14 protein-coding genes are annotated in these 18,205 nt (G+C 58.3%); 12 read left to right on the forward strand and 2 right to left on the reverse strand.

The features are described from left to right. Positions 1 to 6: 6 nt before the first annotated feature. Positions 7 to 1,560 (reverse strand): glycoside hydrolase family 17 protein, encoded by a 1,554-nt coding sequence (locus tag JTY93_RS07945; RefSeq protein ID WP_205475594.1) that lies wholly within the window; start codon positions 1,558 to 1,560, stop codon positions 7 to 9. A gap of 273 nt (positions 1,561 to 1,833) precedes the next feature. Here JTY93_RS07945 and JTY93_RS07950 point away from each other — a divergent pair, with 273 nt between their 5' ends. The 3 genes from JTY93_RS07950 (at position 1,834) to JTY93_RS07960 (ending at position 4,893) form a co-directional block, all read left to right on the forward strand. After that, positions 1,834 to 2,685 carry a glycine betaine ABC transporter substrate-binding protein gene (locus JTY93_RS07950; RefSeq protein WP_205475593.1) on the forward strand — a complete coding sequence of 284 codons (852 nt, stop codon included), beginning with the start codon at positions 1,834 to 1,836 and terminating at the stop codon, positions 2,683 to 2,685. A gap of 241 nt (positions 2,686 to 2,926) precedes the next feature. Beyond that, positions 2,927 to 3,238, forward strand: a complete 312-nt coding sequence (locus JTY93_RS07955) for a DUF485 domain-containing protein (protein ID WP_029292656.1) — start codon at positions 2,927 to 2,929, stop codon at positions 3,236 to 3,238. Then, positions 3,235 to 4,893, forward strand: coding sequence for a cation acetate symporter (locus JTY93_RS07960; protein ID WP_205475592.1), 1,659 nt, complete (start codon positions 3,235 to 3,237; stop codon positions 4,891 to 4,893). Before JTY93_RS07955 ends, JTY93_RS07960 begins: the two co-directional genes overlap by 4 nt. A 182-nt stretch (positions 4,894 to 5,075) precedes the next feature. Here the strand turns inward: JTY93_RS07960 and gltA are convergent, their stop codons facing one another. Then, on the reverse strand, positions 5,076 to 6,365 hold the full coding sequence (gene gltA, locus JTY93_RS07965; RefSeq protein WP_003222994.1) for a citrate synthase: 1,290 nt from the start codon (positions 6,363 to 6,365) through the stop codon (positions 5,076 to 5,078). A 364-nt stretch (positions 6,366 to 6,729) separates the two neighbouring features. On the opposite strand from gltA, the gene sdhC reads away from it, so the two are divergent. The 9 genes from sdhC (at position 6,730) to sucD (ending at position 18,104) form a co-directional block, all read left to right on the forward strand. Beyond that, positions 6,730 to 7,104: a succinate dehydrogenase, cytochrome b556 subunit gene (gene sdhC, locus JTY93_RS07970; protein ID WP_003172804.1), complete on the forward strand. Its 375-nt coding sequence runs from the start codon at positions 6,730 to 6,732 to the stop codon at positions 7,102 to 7,104. Further along, positions 7,098 to 7,466, forward strand: coding sequence for a succinate dehydrogenase, hydrophobic membrane anchor protein (gene sdhD, locus JTY93_RS07975; RefSeq protein WP_029292670.1), 369 nt, complete (start codon positions 7,098 to 7,100; stop codon positions 7,464 to 7,466). The genes sdhC and sdhD overlap by 7 nt, the downstream gene beginning before the upstream one ends. 3 nt (positions 7,467 to 7,469) lie before the next feature. After that, the gene (gene sdhA, locus JTY93_RS07980) at positions 7,470 to 9,242 is read left to right on the forward strand and encodes a succinate dehydrogenase flavoprotein subunit (RefSeq protein WP_169994344.1); all 1,773 of its coding nucleotides are present in this window, start codon (positions 7,470 to 7,472) and stop codon (positions 9,240 to 9,242) included. A gap of 11 nt (positions 9,243 to 9,253) precedes the next feature. Next, the gene (locus tag JTY93_RS07985; protein WP_169994342.1) at positions 9,254 to 9,958 is read left to right on the forward strand and encodes a succinate dehydrogenase iron-sulfur subunit; all 705 of its coding nucleotides are present in this window, start codon (positions 9,254 to 9,256) and stop codon (positions 9,956 to 9,958) included. A 260-nt stretch (positions 9,959 to 10,218) separates the two neighbouring features. Continuing rightward, positions 10,219 to 13,050 (forward strand): 2-oxoglutarate dehydrogenase E1 component, encoded by a 2,832-nt coding sequence (locus tag JTY93_RS07990; RefSeq protein WP_205475591.1) that lies wholly within the window; start codon positions 10,219 to 10,221, stop codon positions 13,048 to 13,050. A 44-nt stretch (positions 13,051 to 13,094) separates the two neighbouring features. Continuing rightward, a complete protein-coding gene (odhB, locus tag JTY93_RS07995) occupies positions 13,095 to 14,318 on the forward strand; it encodes a 2-oxoglutarate dehydrogenase complex dihydrolipoyllysine-residue succinyltransferase (protein ID WP_205475590.1) in 1,224 nt (407 codons plus the stop codon). A gap of 97 nt (positions 14,319 to 14,415) precedes the next feature. Continuing rightward, positions 14,416 to 15,852 carry a dihydrolipoyl dehydrogenase gene (gene lpdA / locus JTY93_RS08000; protein WP_029292680.1) on the forward strand — a complete coding sequence of 479 codons (1,437 nt, stop codon included), beginning with the start codon at positions 14,416 to 14,418 and terminating at the stop codon, positions 15,850 to 15,852. Between the two features lie 204 nt (positions 15,853 to 16,056). Next, positions 16,057 to 17,223, forward strand: a complete 1,167-nt coding sequence (sucC, locus tag JTY93_RS08005; RefSeq protein ID WP_003233235.1) for an ADP-forming succinate--CoA ligase subunit beta — start codon at positions 16,057 to 16,059, stop codon at positions 17,221 to 17,223. Continuing rightward, positions 17,223 to 18,104, forward strand: a complete 882-nt coding sequence (gene sucD / locus JTY93_RS08010; protein WP_057438865.1) for a succinate--CoA ligase subunit alpha — start codon at positions 17,223 to 17,225, stop codon at positions 18,102 to 18,104. Before sucC ends, sucD begins: the two co-directional genes overlap by 1 nt. Positions 18,105 to 18,205: the final 101 nt, after the last annotated feature.

Below are 18,205 nucleotides of genomic sequence, written 5' to 3' on the forward strand. Positions count from 1 at the left end.
GCAATCTCAAGCCTTGCGCACTCGCAGGCAACGCCACAGGGCAGCAACCATCAACCCACTCACCACCGCCCAACCCAGCGCTTGCTGGTTCATCAAGCCTTCGCGATACAGCTGCGGCGCAATGCCGGCGCCGATGATGAAGGCCAGCAGGGCAATTTCCCGTCGTGGCCCGGTCACTGGGCGCAGCAGGTAGACCAGCGCCGGCAGCAGCAGGGCGGCGCTGGGGAAGCTGCGGTAGCGTGGGTCGAACACCAGCGCCAGCATCATCACCGCCGTGGCGAACCCGGCAAATGCGATCAGCCAGCCAGCGCGTTGCTCCAGCCAGGCGAAGGCCCGTTCGCGCCAACCCTGGCGAGCGCTCAAGGCCAGGGCTGCATGGGCCAGCACCAACAGGTTCAGGGCAAGCAACAGCCCGGCCCAGATCCATTCATCAGTGAAGCGCGCAGTCACCCGGGTCAGTTCGGCCCAACTGCCAATCGAACCCGCCGCTACCGCGCCCAGCAACGGCAGCAACAACGCGGCGCGGGTGGTGCGAACACGTCCGCCGAGCACCAGGGTGCCTAGCAGGATCAACCCGCCAACACCCAGCCACACAGGCCAGTACGGCACGTTGGTGACCGGGCCGGCCAGAATGCCCTTGTCCTGGCGATCGGCATCAAACAGCCCCCAGTAACCGCCGACCGCACCTTCGCTGGCGCGCTTCCACGGCTGGTCAAAGGCTTCGATCAGGTTGTAGTGCCAGCCATTGGCTTCGGCCATGGCGACAAAGCCGCGAATGAACTTGGCTTCGTTGACCCGGCTCGGCACCGCGGTTTCCCGCTGACGGCCTTCGCTGGGCCAGCCGGTTTCGCCGATCATCACGTCCTTGGGGGCGAAGCGGTTACCGAATGTCTGGCGAATATCGCTGACATGGCGCAGGGCCTGATCGATGCCCGCCGGGTTATCTTCCCAGTACGGCAATAGGTGAATGGTCAGGAAATCCACCGCCGGGGCAATTTCCGGGTGTTGCAGCCAGAACTCCCAGACGTCGGCGTAGGTGACCGGCTGCTGGATCTGGCTTTTGACCTGCTCGATCAACTTCACCAACTGCGTGGCGGTGATTTCCTTGCGCAGCAAGGCTTCGTTACCGACGATCACCGATGTGACCACGTCGGGGTTGGCATTGGCCGAGGCGATCAGCTTGTCGACTTCCTTGGCATTGTCTACCGGGTTGCTGCTGATCCAGGCGCCGCTCATCAGCTTCAGCCCGTGTTTGCGCGCCAGGTCAGGCAAGGCCTCGAGGCCGGTCTGGGAGTAGGTGCGGATGCACTCAAAACGCGTGGCCAGCAGTGCCAGGTCGGCGTTCATGCGCTCGGGGCGCAGTTTGAAGGGCTGGTCGAACGGCGATTGGTCCTTGTCGAACGGTGTGTAGGACGCGCATTGCAGCTTGTGGCTGGCGCTGGCCACATCCGGCAGCACTACCGGCTGGCCAAGGCCGTACCAGTAGCCACCGAGGGCGAACAGGCCGAGCAGCAAGGCAAATACATAAGGCAGCAAGGGGAAGCGAGCAGTCGCGGTCATGGTCAGGCCGTGTGGGAGCAAAGGCGCGCATGTTACCTGTATTTGCCGGTTTTCAGTGGGGTCGCATAATTTTGACATGCAAAGTTTGGGCGGAATTTTGACGGGATTTCCTACAGTTCGTCCTGCTGGCAACTTGATGTCGTTTCTTGCTTACCCGAGGTCGTAGTCAGAGCAGGTCGCCGGGGGCGGCGGGTTGATGATCCTACAGCACCATAGAACAACAGGTTGACGTCGCTCGGCATCCGTCGGGCGCAGCACTTTCGGGGATGCACTATGAAGATGCGACGACTCTTGGGCGCAGCTGCCACGTTGGTAGTTGCGATGGGTTCCACACTGGCCAGCGCCGACAGCAAGACCCTGAGCATCGGCTATGTGGACGGCTGGTCGGACAGTGTTGCCACCACCCACGTGGCGGCTGAGGTGATCAAGCAAAAGCTCGGTTATGACGTGAAACTGCAGGCAGTTGCCACCGGGATCATGTGGCAGGGCGTGGCCACCGGCAAACTCGACGCCATGCTCTCGGCCTGGCTGCCGGTCACTCACGGCGAGTATTGGACCAAGAACAAGGACAAGGTGGTCGACTACGGCCCCAACTTCAAGGATGCGAAGATCGGCTTGATCGTACCGGAGTACGTCAAGGCCAAGTCCATCGAGGACTTGAAGACCGACACCACCTTCAAGAACAAGATTGTTGGCATCGATGCCGGTTCAGGCGTGATGCTCAAGACTGACGAGGCCATCAAGCAATACGGGCTGGACTATAAGCTGCAAGCCAGCTCCGGGGCGGCAATGATCGCGGAATTGACCCGTGCCGAAGACAAGCAGGACTCCATCGCGGTGACCGGCTGGGTGCCGCACTGGATGTTCGCCAAGTGGAAACTGCGTTTCCTTGAAGATCCAAAAGGCATTTATGGCGCCGCCGAGACGGTCAATAGCATCGGCAGCAAGGGCCTGGAAAAGAAAGCCCCGGAAGTCGCGGCATTCCTGAAGAAATTCCAGTGGGCCTCCAAGGATGAAATCGGCGAAGTGATGCTGGCTATTCAGGAAGGTGCCAAGCCTGATGCGGCGGCCAAGGATTGGGTGGCCAAGCATCCTGAGCGTGTGGCTGAGTGGACCGCCAATTAATCGGATAAACCTGTAGGAGCGAGCTTGCTCGCGAAGAACGCAAAGACACCGCAAGCATCCAGGATGTGCGCGTTATCGTTGATGTTTTTCGCGAGCAAGCTCGCTCCTACAATTGTTTCTGCCGCGCCGTAAACCCTCGCTACACTGGTTCTAAGACTAAGGTCGTCTGGAACCTGTCCTGCAGCCGCATACAGTGGATACGTTCCGATAATAAAAAAGCTGTGCTGCGAGGATAAAAACAATGAATGACAGCATTTACCTCTCGATTCAAAACAGCCCGCGCTTCAAGGAGCTGGTAAGAAAAAGGGAAAAGTTCGCCTGGATTCTCTCGGCGATCATGCTAGGGCTTTACTCCGGATTCATCCTGTTGATCGCTTATGGACCCCAAGTGCTGGGGGCCAAGATCAGTCCTGAATCGTCCATAACCTGGGGGATCCCTATCGGGGTGGGGCTGATTGTCTCGGCCTTTGTTCTCACAGGCATCTACGTGCGACGCGCCAACGGCGAATTCGACGACCTGAACAATGCGATTCTCAAGGAGGCTGCGCAATGATCCGTCGTCTATTGGCTGTATTCGGCGCTTCGCTTTTTGCTCCTGCTGTTTGGGCGGCGGATGCATTGACCGGTGAAGTGCACAAGCAACCGCTGAACATCGCAGCGATCCTGATGTTTGTCGCCTTCGTCGGCGCAACATTGTGCATTACCTACTGGGCATCCAAACGTAACAACTCGGCGGCCGACTACTATGCCGCGGGTGGCAAGATCACCGGATTCCAGAACGGCCTGGCGATCGCCGGTGACTATATGTCGGCGGCGTCTTTCCTGGGGATTTCCGCACTGGTGTTCACCTCTGGCTACGATGGCCTGATCTACTCGATCGGCTTCCTGGTGGGCTGGCCGATCATTCTGTTCCTGATCGCCGAGCGCCTGCGTAACCTGGGCAAGTACACGTTTGCCGACGTGGCGTCCTATCGTCTCGGGCAAACCCAGATCCGCAGCCTGTCGGCCTGTGGTTCGCTGGTGGTGGTGGCGTTCTACCTGATCGCGCAGATGGTCGGCGCGGGCAAGCTGATCCAACTGCTGTTCGGCCTTGATTACCATGTAGCGGTGATCCTGGTGGGCATCCTGATGTGCCTCTATGTGTTGTTCGGCGGCATGCTGGCCACCACTTGGGTGCAGATCATCAAGGCGGTGCTGCTGCTGTCCGGTGCCTCGTTCATGGCGCTGATGGTGATGAAGCACGTCAACTTCGACTTCAACGTACTGTTCTCCGAGGCGATCAAGGTCCACCCTAAAGGCGAGGCGATCATGAGCCCTGGCGGCTTGGTCAAGGATCCGATCTCGGCGTTCTCCCTGGGCCTGGCCCTGATGTTCGGTACCGCTGGCCTGCCACACATCCTGATGCGCTTCTTCACCGTGAGTGACGCCAAAGAAGCCCGTAAGAGCGTGCTGTATGCCACTGGCTTTATCGGCTACTTCTATATCCTGACCTTTATCATCGGCTTCGGCGCGATTCTGCTGGTCAGCACCAACCCGGCGTTCAAGGATGCAGCAGGCGCTCTGTTGGGCGGCAACAACATGGCGGCGGTGCACCTGGCCAATGCGGTGGGTGGCAGTATCTTCCTGGGCTTCATCTCGGCCGTGGCGTTTGCCACCATCCTCGCGGTGGTTGCCGGCTTGACCCTGGCCGGTGCTTCGGCGGTGTCCCATGACCTGTATGCCAGCGTGATCAAGAAAGGCAAGGCCAACGAGAAGGATGAGATTCGCGTGTCGAAGATCACCACCATCGCCCTGGCAGTGCTGGCGATTGGCTTGGGCATCCTGTTCGAAAGCCAGAACATTGCGTTCATGGTCGGCCTGGCGTTCTCCATTGCGGCCAGCTGTAACTTCCCGGTGCTGCTGCTTTCCATGTACTGGAAGAACCTCACCACCCGTGGCGCGATGATTGGCGGTTGGTTGGGTCTGGTCAGTGCGGTTGGCCTGATGATCCTCGGCCCGACCATCTGGGTCTCGATCCTGCACCATGAAAAGGCGATCTTCCCGTACGAATACCCGGCGCTGTTCTCGATGATCATCGCGTTCGTGGGTATCTGGTTCTTCTCCATCACCGACAAGTCGGCGGCGGCGGTGAAAGAGCGTGCGCTGTACTTCCCGCAGTTTGTGCGTTCGCAGACTGGCCTGGGGGCGAGCGGGGCGGTTAACCACTAAGGTTGTAGCTCAATAAGAAATGCCCCGGTCCAAAGGCCGGGGCATTTTTTTGCCTGGGGTTCTGTGTTGCCTGGGTTATTGCTTTCGCGGGCTTGCTCGCGAAAGCGGTATGTCAGGCAGCACAAACAAAAACGGCCTCCACTAAGGGAGGCCGTTCTCAATGCAGCTAAGCAGTTGAATGCTTACTTGCGATCTTCCAGCTTGGTAATGTCACGCGACTCGTAGCCGGTGTACAGCTGGCGCGGGCGGCCAATCTTGTACGGGCTGGAGAGCATTTCTTTCCAGTGGGAGATCCAGCCCACGGTCCGCGCCAGGGCGAAGATCACGGTGAACATGCTGGTTGGAATGCCGATTGCCTTGAGGATGATCCCCGAGTAGAAGTCGACGTTCGGGTACAGCGAGCGTTCGATGAAGTACGGGTCGGTCAGGGCGATCTCTTCCAGGCGCATGGCCAGTTCGAGTTGCGGATCGTTGTTGATCCCCAGTTCCTTCAACACTTCGTCGCAGGTCTGCTTCATCACGGTGGCGCGCGGGTCGCGGTTCTTGTAGACCCGGTGACCGAAGCCCATCAGCTTGAACGGATCGTTCTTGTCCTTGGCCTTGGCGATGAACTTGTCGATGTTGGACACATCGCCGATTTCATCGAGCATGGTCAACACGGCTTCGTTCGCACCGCCGTGGGCAGGGCCCCACAGTGCGGCGATACCAGCGGCGATACAGGCGAACGGATTGGCACCCGAGGAGCCCGCCAGGCGCACGGTGGACGTCGAGGCGTTCTGTTCGTGGTCGGCATGGAGGATGAAGATCCGGTCCATGGCCTTGGCCAGCACCGGGCTGATCGGTTTGATCTCGCACGGGGTGTTGAACATCATGTGCAGGAAGTTCTCCGCGTACGTCAGGTCGTTACGCGGGTACATCATGGGTTGGCCCATGGAGTACTTGTAAACCATTGCGGCCAGGGTCGGCATCTTGGCAACCAGGCGGATCGCGGAGATTTCGCGATGCTGCGGGTTATTGATGTCCAGGGAGTCGTGATAGAAGGCCGACAGGGCGCCGACTACGCCGCACATGACGGCCATCGGGTGGGCGTCGCGACGGAAGCCGTTGAAGAAAGTCTTCAACTGCTCGTGAACCATGGTGTGGTTCTTCACGGTGCTGACAAACTGGGCTTTTTGCTCGGCTGTTGGCAATTCGCCATTTAGCAGCAGGTAGCAGGTTTCCAGGTAGTCCGATTTCTCGGCCAGTTGTTCGATCGGGTAGCCGCGATGCAGCAGAATGCCATTGTCGCCGTCGATATAGGTAATCTTCGATTCGCAAGAAGCGGTCGACATGAAGCCTGGGTCGAAAGTGAAACGGCCCGTGGCCGTCAGGCCCCGTACGTCGATAACATCGGGACCAACGGTGCCGGTTAAAATGGGCAGCTCGACGGGGGCTGCGCCCTCGATGATCAACTGCGCTTTTTTGTCAGCCATGTGGCCTCCTATTTATGCTTCAAATCATCAGACAGACCCCCCACGCAGGGCCCGCACCACTATATTGATATAAATCCAGATGTCAATTTGCCTAAAGTCTTGCCCCAGAAGGCTTTAACCGTACTTTTTCCTCGAAATTGCCTGCCGTTTACGCCTTTTATCCCGTCAGCGCAATCAGCTATTAGGGTGAGGAGCGCGCGTTGTCATTAGTAGCCTAACTGTCTATACTCGGCCACCGACCGCCAAGGGCTTTTGGGCTTGCTTTCATTGGGGGTCGCACTCCCTGGGTGGTGCTTACCTGACCAGTGCACTCCCCAACAACTTTGCCCTGATTGTTAGGGGCTCTTCAGTGTGAAAAAAAGCCGTGAATAGCCAACGACCTGTAAACCTAGACCTAAGGACCATCAAACTCCCCATCACCGGCGTTACGTCGTTCCTGCACCGTGTTTCCGGCATCATCCTGTTCCTGGGCTTGGGCATCATGCTTTATGCATTGAGCAAATCCCTGGGTTCCGAGGAAGGATACGCCGAGGTGAAGGCATGCTTGACCAGCCCGCTGGCCAAGTTCGTAGCATGGGGCCTCCTGTCCGCTCTGCTGTATCACCTGGTAGCCGGTGTGCGCCACTTGATCATGGATATGGGCATCGGTGAGACGCTGGAAGGCGGCCGCCTGGGCTCGAAAATCATCATCGCCATTTCCGTGGTGCTGATCGTTCTGGCAGGAGTTTGGATATGGTAACCAGCGTTACGAACCTTTCGCGTTCGGGCCTCTATGACTGGATGGCGCAGCGTGTGTCTGCGGTCGTTCTCGCGGCTTATTTCATTTTCCTGATCGGGTACCTCGTTGCAAACCCTGGCATTGGCTACGCCCAATGGCATGGTCTGTTCTCCCACAACGGGATGCGTATCTTCAGTCTGCTCGCCCTTGTGGCCCTGGGCGCTCACGCCTGGGTCGGCATGTGGACCATCGCGACCGACTACCTGACGCCGATGGCGCTGGGCAAGTCCGCGACTGCAGTACGTTTCCTTTTCCAGGCAGTATGCGGCGTCGCGATGTTCGCTTACTTCGTCTGGGGTGTGCAGATTCTCTGGGGTATCTGATTCATGGCTAACATTCCAACGATTTCTTTTGACGCCATCATTATTGGTGGCGGCGGCGCCGGCATGCGTGCTGCACTGCAGCTGGCCCAGGGCGGTCACAAGACGGCCGTGATCACCAAGGTGTTCCCGACCCGTTCCCACACCGTATCGGCCCAGGGTGGCATCACCTGCGCCATCGCTTCTGCCGATCCGAACGACGACTGGCGCTGGCACATGTACGATACCGTCAAGGGCTCCGACTATATCGGTGACCAGGACGCTATCGAGTACATGTGTCAGGAAGGCCCGGCTGCGGTGTTCGAGCTGGACCACATGGGTCTGCCGTTCTCCCGTACCGAGCAAGGCCGTATCTACCAGCGTCCATTCGGCGGCCAGTCCAAGGATTACGGTAAAGGCGGCCAGGCTGCCCGTACCTGCGCGGCATCCGACCGTACCGGTCACGCACTGCTGCATACCCTTTATCAGGGCAACCTGAAAGCCGGCACCACGTTCCTGAACGAGTACTACGCAGTTGACCTGGTGAAAAACCAGGACGGCGCATTCGTCGGCGTGATCGCTATCTGCATCGAAACCGGTGAAACCACCTACATCCGCGCCAAGGCTACTGTTCTGGCGACGGGCGGTGCAGGCCGTATCTACGCTTCGACCACCAATGCCCTGATCAACACCGGCGACGGCGTTGGCATGGCCCTGCGTGCAGGCGTTCCGGTACAAGACATCGAAATGTGGCAGTTCCACCCAACCGGCATCGCCGGTGCCGGTGTACTGGTTACAGAAGGGTGCCGCGGTGAAGGTGGTTACCTGATCAACAAGCACGGCGAACGTTTCATGGAGCGTTATGCTCCGAACGCCAAGGACCTTGCCGGTCGTGACGTGGTTGCCCGTTCGATGGTTAAAGAAATCATCGCCGGCAACGGTTGCGGCCCGAACGGCGACCACGTGATGTTGAAGCTCGATCACCTGGGCGAGGAAGTGCTGCACAGCCGCTTGCCAGGTATCTGCGAACTGTCCAAGACATTCGCGCACGTTGACCCGGTTGTTGCTCCGGTTCCGGTGGTTCCAACTTGCCACTATATGATGGGCGGCGTGCCGACCAACATTCATGGCCAGGCGATCACCCAGAACGCCGAAGGCGTGGACGAGATCATTCATGGTCTGTTCGCTGTAGGCGAAGTGGCTTGCGTATCGGTACACGGTGCCAACCGTCTGGGCGGCAACTCGCTGCTCGACCTGGTGGTATTCGGTCGCGCTGCCGGCCTGCACCTGGAAAAGGCCCTGACCGACGGCATCGAGTACGATGACGCGACCGACGCCAACATCGAAGCTGCCCTGGCGCGCCTGAATGCTCTGAACGAGCGCACTGATGGCGAAGATGTGGCAACCCTGCGTCGCGAGCTGCAAAGCTGCATGCAGAACTACTTCGGTGTATTCCGTACTGGCGAATACATGCAGAAGGGTATTACCCAACTGGCTGACCTGCGCAAGCGGATTGCCAACGTCAAGATCAACGATAAGAGCCAGGCGTTCAACACCGCTCGTATCGAAGCCCTTGAGCTGCAAAACCTGTTGGAAGTGGCTGAAGCGACTGCGATCGCCGCCGAGGTTCGTAAAGAATCCCGTGGTGCCCACGCTCGTGAAGACTATGAAGATCGCGATGACGAAAACTGGTTGTGCCACACCCTGTACTTCCCGGGTGACAAGCGCGTAACCAAGCGTGCTGTGAACTTCTCGCCGAAGACGGTTCCGACGTTTGAACCGAAAATTCGGACTTACTAAGGGTGGCTGCCATGTTGAAAGTCAGTGTTTATCGCTACAACCCTGATCAGGACGCTGCGCCGTTCATGCAGGAATTCACGGTCGATACCGGTGGTAAAGACCTGATGGTGCTGGATGTGCTGGCCCTGATCAAAGAGCAGGACGAAGGTTTCTCCTATCGTCGCTCTTGCCGTGAAGGTGTCTGCGGTTCCGACGGCATGAACATCAACGGCAAAAACGGCCTGGCGTGTGTTACGCCGCTGTCTGCCGTGGTCAAGAAAGGCACGCTCGTTGTCCGTCCATTGCCAGGTTTGCCGGTTATCCGTGACCTGGTCGTCGATATGAGCATCTTCTACAAGCAATACGAGAAGGTTAAGCCATTCCTGCAGAACGACACGCCGGCTCCGGCCATCGAGCGTCTGCAGTCCCCGGAAGAGCGCGAGAAGCTCGACGGTCTGTACGAGTGCATCCTGTGCGCTTGCTGCTCGACCTCTTGCCCGTCCTTCTGGTGGAACCCGGACAAGTTCCTGGGTCCAGCTGCTCTGCTGCAAGCCTATCGCTTCCTGGCAGACAGCCGTGACACCAAGACGTCCGAGCGTCTGGCTTCACTGGATGACCCGTTCAGCGTATTCCGCTGCCGCGGGATCATGAACTGCGTCAACGTATGTCCCAAAGGCCTGAACCCGACTAAGGCCATTGGTCACATCCGTAACATGCTGCTGCAAAGCGGCGTGTAAGACGTTGTAGTAAAAGCAGGACCGTTGTGCCCGTAAATGCTACGGCGCAGGCTTCAACCGGCGCCGTAGTTTTAACTTGAGCAGCGACTTACAAAGCCGCAGCTCTTACTTTGAAGAAATGAGACAAGCAGGGGCATTCGGGTTGGTACCCGAACTATCAGCGTGATCCTAAGTGGCTTGTTTTGGTCGCTGCACTTGGCCTTTTGCAAGCAAACTCGGTGTTTTCGCCGGTGGTGTCCCCAAATCGAGGGTGACCAAGCATGCAAGAAAGCGTGATGCAGCGCATGTGGAACAGCGGCTATCTTTCAGGTGGTAACGCTGCCTATGTGGAAGAGCTTTATGAGCTCTACCTGCACGACCCTAACGCTGTGCCAGAAGAATGGCGCACCAAATTTCAGACGTTGTCTTCAGACGGCAACGCTGCCACCGATGTATCGCACGCAACAATTCGCGATCAGTTTGTGCTGCTGGCAAAGAACCAGCGCCGCGCCCAACCGGTTTCCGCCGGGAGCGTGAGCAGTGAGCACGAGAAGAAGCAAGTTGAAGTACTGCGACTGATCCAGGCCTACCGTATGCGTGGCCACCAGGCAGCCCAGCTTGATCCGCTGGGGCTGTGGCAGCGTCCTGCACCTGCAGACCTGTCGATCAATCACTACGGCTTGACCAATGCCGATCTTGATACGATTTTCCGTGCCGGCGACCTGTTCATCGGCAAAGAGGAAGCGAGCCTACGCGAAATTCACGAAGCGTTGCAGCAGACATATTGCCGCACCATCGGCGCTGAATTTACGCATATCACCGATTCCGAGCAGCGCCACTGGTTCCAGCATCGCCTGGAAGGCGTGCGTGGCCGTCCGGTGCTGTCCGCCGATGTGCGCGGCCACCTGCTTGAGCGCGTAACCGCTGCCGAAGGCCTTGAAAAGTACCTGGGTACCAAATACCCGGGCACCAAGCGTTTCGGCCTGGAAGGCGGCGAGAGCCTGATTCCGATGCTTGACGAACTGATCCAGCGTTCCGGTTCCTACGGCACCAAGGAAATCGTGATCGGCATGGCTCACCGTGGTCGCCTGAACGTGTTGGTCAACACCTTCGGCAAGAACCCGCGCGAGCTGTTCGACGAGTTCGAAGGCAAGAAGAAGGTCGAGCTGGGTTCCGGTGACGTTAAATACCACCAGGGCTTCTCGTCCAACGTGATGACCACCGGCGGTGAAGTTCACCTGGCCATGGCGTTCAACCCATCCCACCTGGAAATCGTTTCTCCAGTGGTCGAGGGTTCGGTACGTGCGCGTCAGGATCGTCGCAACGATTCTACCGGTGAGAAGGTTCTGCCGATTTCCATCCACGGTGACGCGGCATTCGCCGGTCAAGGCGTGGTCCTGGAAACGTTCCAGATGTCGCAGACCCGCGGCTTCAAGACCGGCGGTACCGTTCACATCGTTATCAACAACCAGGTTGGTTTCACCATCAGCAACCCGCTGGACGCGCGCTCTACCGAGTACGCGACCGACGTTGCCAAGATGATCCAGGCGCCGATCCTCCATGTGAATGGGGATGATCCGGAAGCTGTATTGTTCGTGACCCAACTGGCCATTGACTACCGCATGCAGTTCAAGCGTGACGTGGTCATCGACCTGGTTTGCTACCGCCGTCGCGGTCACAACGAAGCGGATGAGCCTAGCGGCACCCAACCGTTGATGTACCAGCAGATCACCAAGCAGCGCACCACCCGTGAGCTGTACGCCGAAAGCCTGACCAAGGCCGGTGTGCTGGATGAAGCGCGTGTTCAGGCGAAGATCGATGAATACCGCAACGCGCTGGACAACGGTCTGCATGTAGTAAAAAGCCTGGTCAAGGAACCGAACAAAGAGTTGTTCGTGGACTGGCGCCCGTACCTGGGCCACGCCTGGACTGCGCGTCACGACACCTCGTTCGATCTGAAGACCCTGCAGGAACTGTCCGCCAAGCTGCTGGAAATCCCGGAAGGCTTCGTAGTACAGCGCCAGGTTGCGAAGATCTACGAAGACCGTCAGAAGATGCAAGCCGGCGGCCTGCCGATCAACTGGGGTTATGCCGAAACCATGGCATACGCGACCCTGGCGTTCGAAGGTCACCCGATCCGCATGACCGGCCAGGACATCGGCCGTGGTACGTTCTCGCACCGTCACGCGGTATTGCACAACCAGAAAGACGCGGGCACCTACATCCCGTTGCAGCACCTGTATGAAGGCCAGCCACGTTTCGACCTGTACGATTCGTTCCTGTCCGAAGAAGCCGTGCTGGCGTTCGAATACGGTTACTCGACCACCACGCCAAACGCGCTGGTGATCTGGGAAGCCCAGTTCGGCGACTTCGCCAACGGTGCCCAAGTGGTTATCGACCAGTTCATCACCAGCGGCGAGCACAAGTGGGGCCGTCTGTGCGGTCTGACCATGTTGCTGCCACACGGTTATGAAGGTCAGGGTCCGGAGCACTCCTCGGCCCGTCTGGAGCGTTACCTGCAATTGTGCGCCGAGCACAATATCCAGGTCTGCGTACCGACTACCCCGGCCCAGATCTACCACTTGCTGCGTCGCCAGGTGATCCGCCCGCTGCGCAAGCCGTTGGTAGTGCTGACTCCGAAATCGCTGTTGCGTCACAAATTGGCCATCTCGACCCTGGAAGATCTGGCCGATGGTTCGTTCCAGACCGTTATCTCGGAAATCGACACCCTGGACGCGGCCAAGGTCACTCGCCTGATCCTGTGCAGCGGCAAGGTCTACTACGACTTGCTGGAAAAACGTCGTGCCGAAGGCCGCGAAGACATCGCCATCGTGCGTATCGAGCAGCTTTACCCGTTCCCGGAAGACGACCTGATGGAGGCCATTGCGCCTTACACCAACCTCACCAATGTGGTGTGGTGTCAGGAAGAACCGATGAACCAGGGCGCGTGGTACAGCAGCCAGCATCACCTGCGTCGCAGCATCGGCAACCACAACAAGGCCTTGAGCCTGGAGTATGCCGGTCGTGATGCTTCTGCTGCGCCTGCTTGTGGTTATGCATCGATGCACGCCGAGCAGCAGGAAAAACTGCTGCAAGATGCTTTCACTGTTTAACGCCTTCGCGCTGACTGAAACCGAATTTTAAGGACCCACAGATAATGGCTATCGAAATCAAAGCCCCGTCATTCCCGGAATCGGTTGCCGATGGCACCGTTGCCACCTGGCACAAGAAACCAGGCGAGGCCGTCAAGCGTGACGACCTGATCGTCGACATCGAGACTGACAAGGTCGTGCTGGAAGTGTTGGCCGAAGCCGACGGCGTCCTGGGTGCCATCGTTGCCGAAGAGGGCGCAACCGTCCTGTCCAACCAGGTACTGGGCTCGATCGAAGCGGGCAGCGCTGCTGCCGCTGCTCCAGCCGCCGCTGCTGCTCCGGCTGCCGCACCTGCTGCTGCCGCTCCGGCCGCTGGTGGTGAAGATCCAATCGCTGCACCGGCTGCACGCCAGTTGGCTGAAGAAAACGGCATCAACCTGGCTTCCATCAAAGGCACCGGCAAAGACGGCCGTGTGACCAAGGAAGACGTGGTAGCTGCTGTTGAAGCCAAGAAAAACGCTCCGGCTGCCGCGCCTGCCAAGGCTGCTGCCCCGGCTGCCGCTGCTCCTGTGTTCGCCGCTGGCGACCGCACCGAGAAGCGCGTACCGATGACCCGCGTTCGTGCCACCGTGGCCAAGCGCCTGGTTGAAGCACAGTCGAACATGGCGATGCTGACCACTTTCAACGAAGTCGACATGACAGAAGTCATGGCCCTGCGTTCGAAGTACAAGGATCTGTTTGAGAAGTCCCACAATGGCGTGCGCCTGGGCTTCATGTCGTTCTTCGTGAAAGCGGCCACCGAAGCACTCAAGCGCTTCCCGGCAGTCAACGCTTCCATCGACGGCAGCGACATCGTCTACCACGGTTATGCTGACATCGGCGTTGCCGTCTCCAGCGACCGTGGCCTGGTGGTGCCAGTCCTGCGTAACGCCGAGCTGATGAGCCTGGCTGAAATCGAAGGCGGCATCGCTGGCTTCGGCAAGAAAGCCCGTGACGGCAAGCTGACCATCGACGAGATGACCGGCGGTACCTTCACGATCACCAACGGTGGTACTTTCGGTTCGATGATGTCGACCCCGATCGTCAACCCGCCGCAAGCCGCGATCCTGGGCATGCACAACATCATCCAGCGTCCGATGGCCATCAACGGCCAAGTTGTGATTCGTCCGATGATGTACCTGGCACTGTCCTACGATCACCGCCTGATCGATGGTAAAGAAGCCGTGACTTTCCTGGTGACCATCAAGAACCTGCTGGAAGATCCAGCTCGTCTGCTGCTGGATATCTGATAAAGCGGCCGTGAGCTGCAAGTTTCAAGCTGCAAGCAATTGCAGCCTGGCTTGTGGCTCGGGCTTGAAGCTTTTTTGCTAAAGAGGATTTTTTTTCATGTCGCAGAAATTTGACGTTGTAGTGATTGGTGCGGGCCCTGGCGGCTACGTTGCCGCCATCAAGGCCGCTCAACTGGGCCTCTCGACTGCTTGCATCGAAAAATACACCGACAAGGAAGGCAAACTGGCGCTGGGCGGTACTTGCCTGAACGTGGGTTGCATTCCTTCCAAGGCGCTGCTGGACAGCTCCTGGAAATTCCACGAAGCCCAGGACGGTTTTGCCATCCACGGCATCAACCACGCTGGCGTGACCATGGACGTGCCAGCAATGGTTGGCCGCAAGGCCAACATCGTCAAAGGCCTGACCTCTGGCGTTGCTACCCTGTTCAAGGCCAATGGCGTTACTTCCCTGCAAGGTCACGGCAAACTGCTGGCCGGCAAGAAAGTTGAAATCACCAAGCCAGATGGTTCGACCGAAATCATCGAAGCCGAAAACGTGATCCTGGCTCCAGGTTCGCGTCCAATCGACATTCCACCGGCTCCAGTTGATCAGAACGTGATCGTGGACTCGACCGGTGCCCTGGAATTCCAATCGGTACCAAAACGCCTGGGCGTGATCGGCGCTGGCGTAATCGGCCTGGAATTGGGTTCGGTCTGGTCCCGCCTGGGTTCCGAAGTGACCGTACTGGAAGCCCTGGACACGTTCCTGCTGGCTGCCGACACCGCGGTGTCCAAAGAAGCGCTTAAAACCCTGACCAAACAAGGTCTGGACATCAAGCTGGGCGCTCGCGTGACCGGTTCGAAAGTCAACGGCGAAGAAGTTGTCGTGACCTACACCGACAAGGATGGCGAACAGACCATCACTTTCGACAAGCTGATCGTTGCCGTTGGTCGCCGTCCAGTGACCACTGATCTGCTGGCTTCCGACAGCGGCGTGACCATCGACGAGCGTGGCTTTGTGCATGTCGACGATCACTGCGCTACCACCGTTCCTGGCGTCTATGCCATCGGTGACGTGGTTCGCGGCATGATGCTGGCACACAAGGCATCCGAAGAAGGCATCATGGTGGTTGAGCGCATCAAGGGTCACAAGACCCAGATGAACTACGACCTGATCCCTTCGGTTATCTACACCCACCCGGAAATTGCATGGGTTGGTAAGAACGAACAGCAGTTGAAAGCTGAAGGCGTTGAAGTTAACGTCGGCACCTTCCCGTTTGCCGCTTCTGGCCGTGCCATGGCAGCGAACGACACTGGCGGTTTTGTCAAAGTCATCGCTGATGCCAAGACTGACCGCGTATTGGGCGTCCACGTGATTGGCCCAAGCGCTGCAGAACTGGTTCAGCAGGGCGCTATCGGTATGGAATTCGGCACCAGTGCCGAAGACCTGGGCATGATGGTCTTCTCCCATCCGACCCTGTCCGAAGCGTTGCACGAAGCAGCGTTGGCTGTGAATGGCGGCGCCATCCACATCGCCAACCGCAAGAAGCGCTAAGCGAGATAATAAGAAACCACGGCGGAGTTGCCCGTCGTGAGCCTTGCGCGCAAGACTCACCGCGGAATATCCGCTGGACGCAGTCTTGTGCAGCTTGACCGGGCTTAAGTTCGGCAAGTTGTGCGAGCAGCAGTCACAGGTGGCGCGGCACTCATAATGAGCGCAGCGCCGAATGCGCAGTACCTAACGAAGACGGTAAAAAGCATGAATCTTCACGAGTATCAGGGTAAGCAGCTGTTCGCTGAATACGGCCTGCCAGTTTCCAAGGGCTACGCAGTAGACACCCCGGAAGCAGCAGCAGAAGCTTGCGACAAAATCGGCGGCACCGAGTGGGTTGTCAAAGCCCAGGTCCACGCTGGTGGTCGCGGTAAAGCGGGCGGCGTTAAGCTGGTTCGCAGCAAAGAAGACGCCAAGGCCTTCGCACAGCAGTGGCTGGGCAAGCGTCTGGTGACTTACCAGACTGACGCCAATGGCCAGCCAGTCACCAAGATCCTGGTTGAATCGTGCACTGATATCGCTAAAGAGCTGTACCTGGGCGCTGTCGTTGACCGTTCGAGCCGTCGCATCGTGTTCATGGCTTCCACCGAAGGTGGCGTGGACATCGAGAAGATCGCTCACGAAACCCCAGAAAAAATTCTCAAGGCCACTATCGATCCACTGGTTGGCGCTCAGCCATTCCAGGGTCGCGAGCTGGCTTTCCAGCTGGGTCTGGAAGGCAAGCAAGTTGCCCAGTTCGCCAAGATCTTCGTAGGTCTGGCCAAACTGTTCCAGGATCACGATCTGGCCCTGCTGGAAGTGAACCCGCTGGTGATCAAGGCTGACGGCGATCTGCATTGCCTCGACGCCAAGATCAACATCGACGCCAACGCCATGTACCGTCAGCCTAAGCTGAAGACTTTCCACGATCCGTCGCAAGACGATCCGCGCGAAGCGCACGCTGCCAAGTTCGAACTGAACTACGTAGCCCTGGAAGGTAACATCGGTTGCATGGTCAACGGTGCTGGCCTGGCCATGGGTACCATGGACATCGTCAACCTGCATGGCGGCAAACCAGCCAACTTCCTCGACGTGGGCGGTGGTGCTACCAAAGAACGCGTTACCGAAGCGTTCAAGATCATCCTGTCCGACTCCAACGTCGCTGCAGTACTGGTCAACATCTTCGGCGGCATCGTTCGTTGCGACATGATTGCCGAAGGCATCATCGGTGCAGTGAAAGAAGTCGGCGTGAAAATCCCGGTTGTTGTACGCCTTGAAGGTAACAACGCTGAACTGGGCGCTAAAGTACTGGCAGAAAGCGGTTTGAACATCATCGCGGCTACCAGCCTGACCGACGCTGCTCAACAAGTTGTCAAAGCTGCGGAGGGCAAATAATGAGCGTCCTGATCAATAAAGACACCAAAGTTATCTGCCAGGGTATTACCGGTTCGCAAGGTAGCTTCCACACCCAGCAAGCCCTCGAATACGGCACCAAGATGGTCGGTGGCGTAACTCCGGGCAAAGGCGGCACCGAGCACCTGGGTCTGCCAGTGTTCAACACCGTGAAAGAAGCTGTTGCTCAAACTGGCGCCACCGCCAGCGTGATCTACGTTCCAGCTCCTTTCTGCAAGGACTCCATCCTGGAAGCAGCATTCGGCGGCATCAAGCTGATCGTTTGCATCACCGAAGGCATTCCTACCCTGGACATGCTGGACGCTAAAGTTAAGTGCGACGAGCTGGGTGTTACCCTGATCGGCCCTAACTGCCCAGGTGTGATCACCCCAGGCGAATGCAAGATCGGCATCATGCCAGGTCACATTCACTTGCCAGGCAAAGTCGGTATCGTTTCCCGTTCCGGCACCCTGACCTACGAAGCTGTGAAGCAGACCACTGACGCCGGTTTCGGTCAGTCGACTTGCGTCGGCATCGGCGGTGACCCGATCCCAGGCTCGAACTTCATCGATATCCTGAAACTGTTCCAGGAAGACCCGAAGACCGAAGCGATCGTAATGATCGGTGAGATCGGCGGTTCGGCTGAAGAAGAAGCGGCTGCCTACATCAAGGCACACGTGACCAAGCCGGTTGTTTCCTACATCGCTGGTGTGACTGCCCCTGCGGGCAAGCGCATGGGCCATGCTGGCGCAATCATCTCTGGCGGCAAGGGCACTGCAGACGAGAAGTTTGCTGCCCTGGAAGACGCAGGCGTGAAAACCGTGCGTTCGCTGGCAGACATCGGCAAGGCTTTGTCCGAGCTGACTGGCTGGGCGATCAAGTAAGCCTCGCGCTTATCTGACGCTTCACCACACAAAGGCCACCTTCGGGTGGCCTTTGTGCTTTCTGCAAGTTGCTGAAGCTCAAAATGTGGGAGCGGGCTTGC

Source organism: Pseudomonas hygromyciniae (assembly GCF_016925675.1).
GTDB lineage: Bacteria > Pseudomonadota > Gammaproteobacteria > Pseudomonadales > Pseudomonadaceae > Aquipseudomonas > Aquipseudomonas hygromyciniae.

Bases quoted from the DNA above. Each gene is read 5' to 3' on its own strand.
- JTY93_RS07945 (WP_205475594.1), bottom strand. From the start codon at position 1,560: ATGACCGCGACTGCTCGCTTCCCCTTGCTGCCTTATGTATTTGCCTTG.
- JTY93_RS07950 (WP_205475593.1), top strand. From the start codon at position 1,834: ATGAAGATGCGACGACTCTTGGGCGCAGCTGCCACGTTGGTAGTTGCG.
- JTY93_RS07955 (WP_029292656.1), top strand. From the start codon at position 2,927: ATGAATGACAGCATTTACCTCTCGATTCAAAACAGCCCGCGCTTCAAG.
- JTY93_RS07960 (WP_205475592.1), top strand. From the start codon at position 3,235: ATGATCCGTCGTCTATTGGCTGTATTCGGCGCTTCGCTTTTTGCTCCT.
- gltA (WP_003222994.1), bottom strand. From the start codon at position 6,365: ATGGCTGACAAAAAAGCGCAGTTGATCATCGAGGGCGCAGCCCCCGTC.
- sdhD (WP_029292670.1), top strand. From the start codon at position 7,098: ATGGTAACCAGCGTTACGAACCTTTCGCGTTCGGGCCTCTATGACTGG.
- sdhA (WP_169994344.1), top strand. From the start codon at position 7,470: ATGGCTAACATTCCAACGATTTCTTTTGACGCCATCATTATTGGTGGC.
- JTY93_RS07985 (WP_169994342.1), top strand. From the start codon at position 9,254: ATGTTGAAAGTCAGTGTTTATCGCTACAACCCTGATCAGGACGCTGCG.
- JTY93_RS07990 (WP_205475591.1), top strand. From the start codon at position 10,219: ATGCAAGAAAGCGTGATGCAGCGCATGTGGAACAGCGGCTATCTTTCA.
- odhB (WP_205475590.1), top strand. From the start codon at position 13,095: ATGGCTATCGAAATCAAAGCCCCGTCATTCCCGGAATCGGTTGCCGAT.
- lpdA (WP_029292680.1), top strand. From the start codon at position 14,416: ATGTCGCAGAAATTTGACGTTGTAGTGATTGGTGCGGGCCCTGGCGGC.
- sucC (WP_003233235.1), top strand. From the start codon at position 16,057: ATGAATCTTCACGAGTATCAGGGTAAGCAGCTGTTCGCTGAATACGGC.
- sucD (WP_057438865.1), top strand. From the start codon at position 17,223: ATGAGCGTCCTGATCAATAAAGACACCAAAGTTATCTGCCAGGGTATT.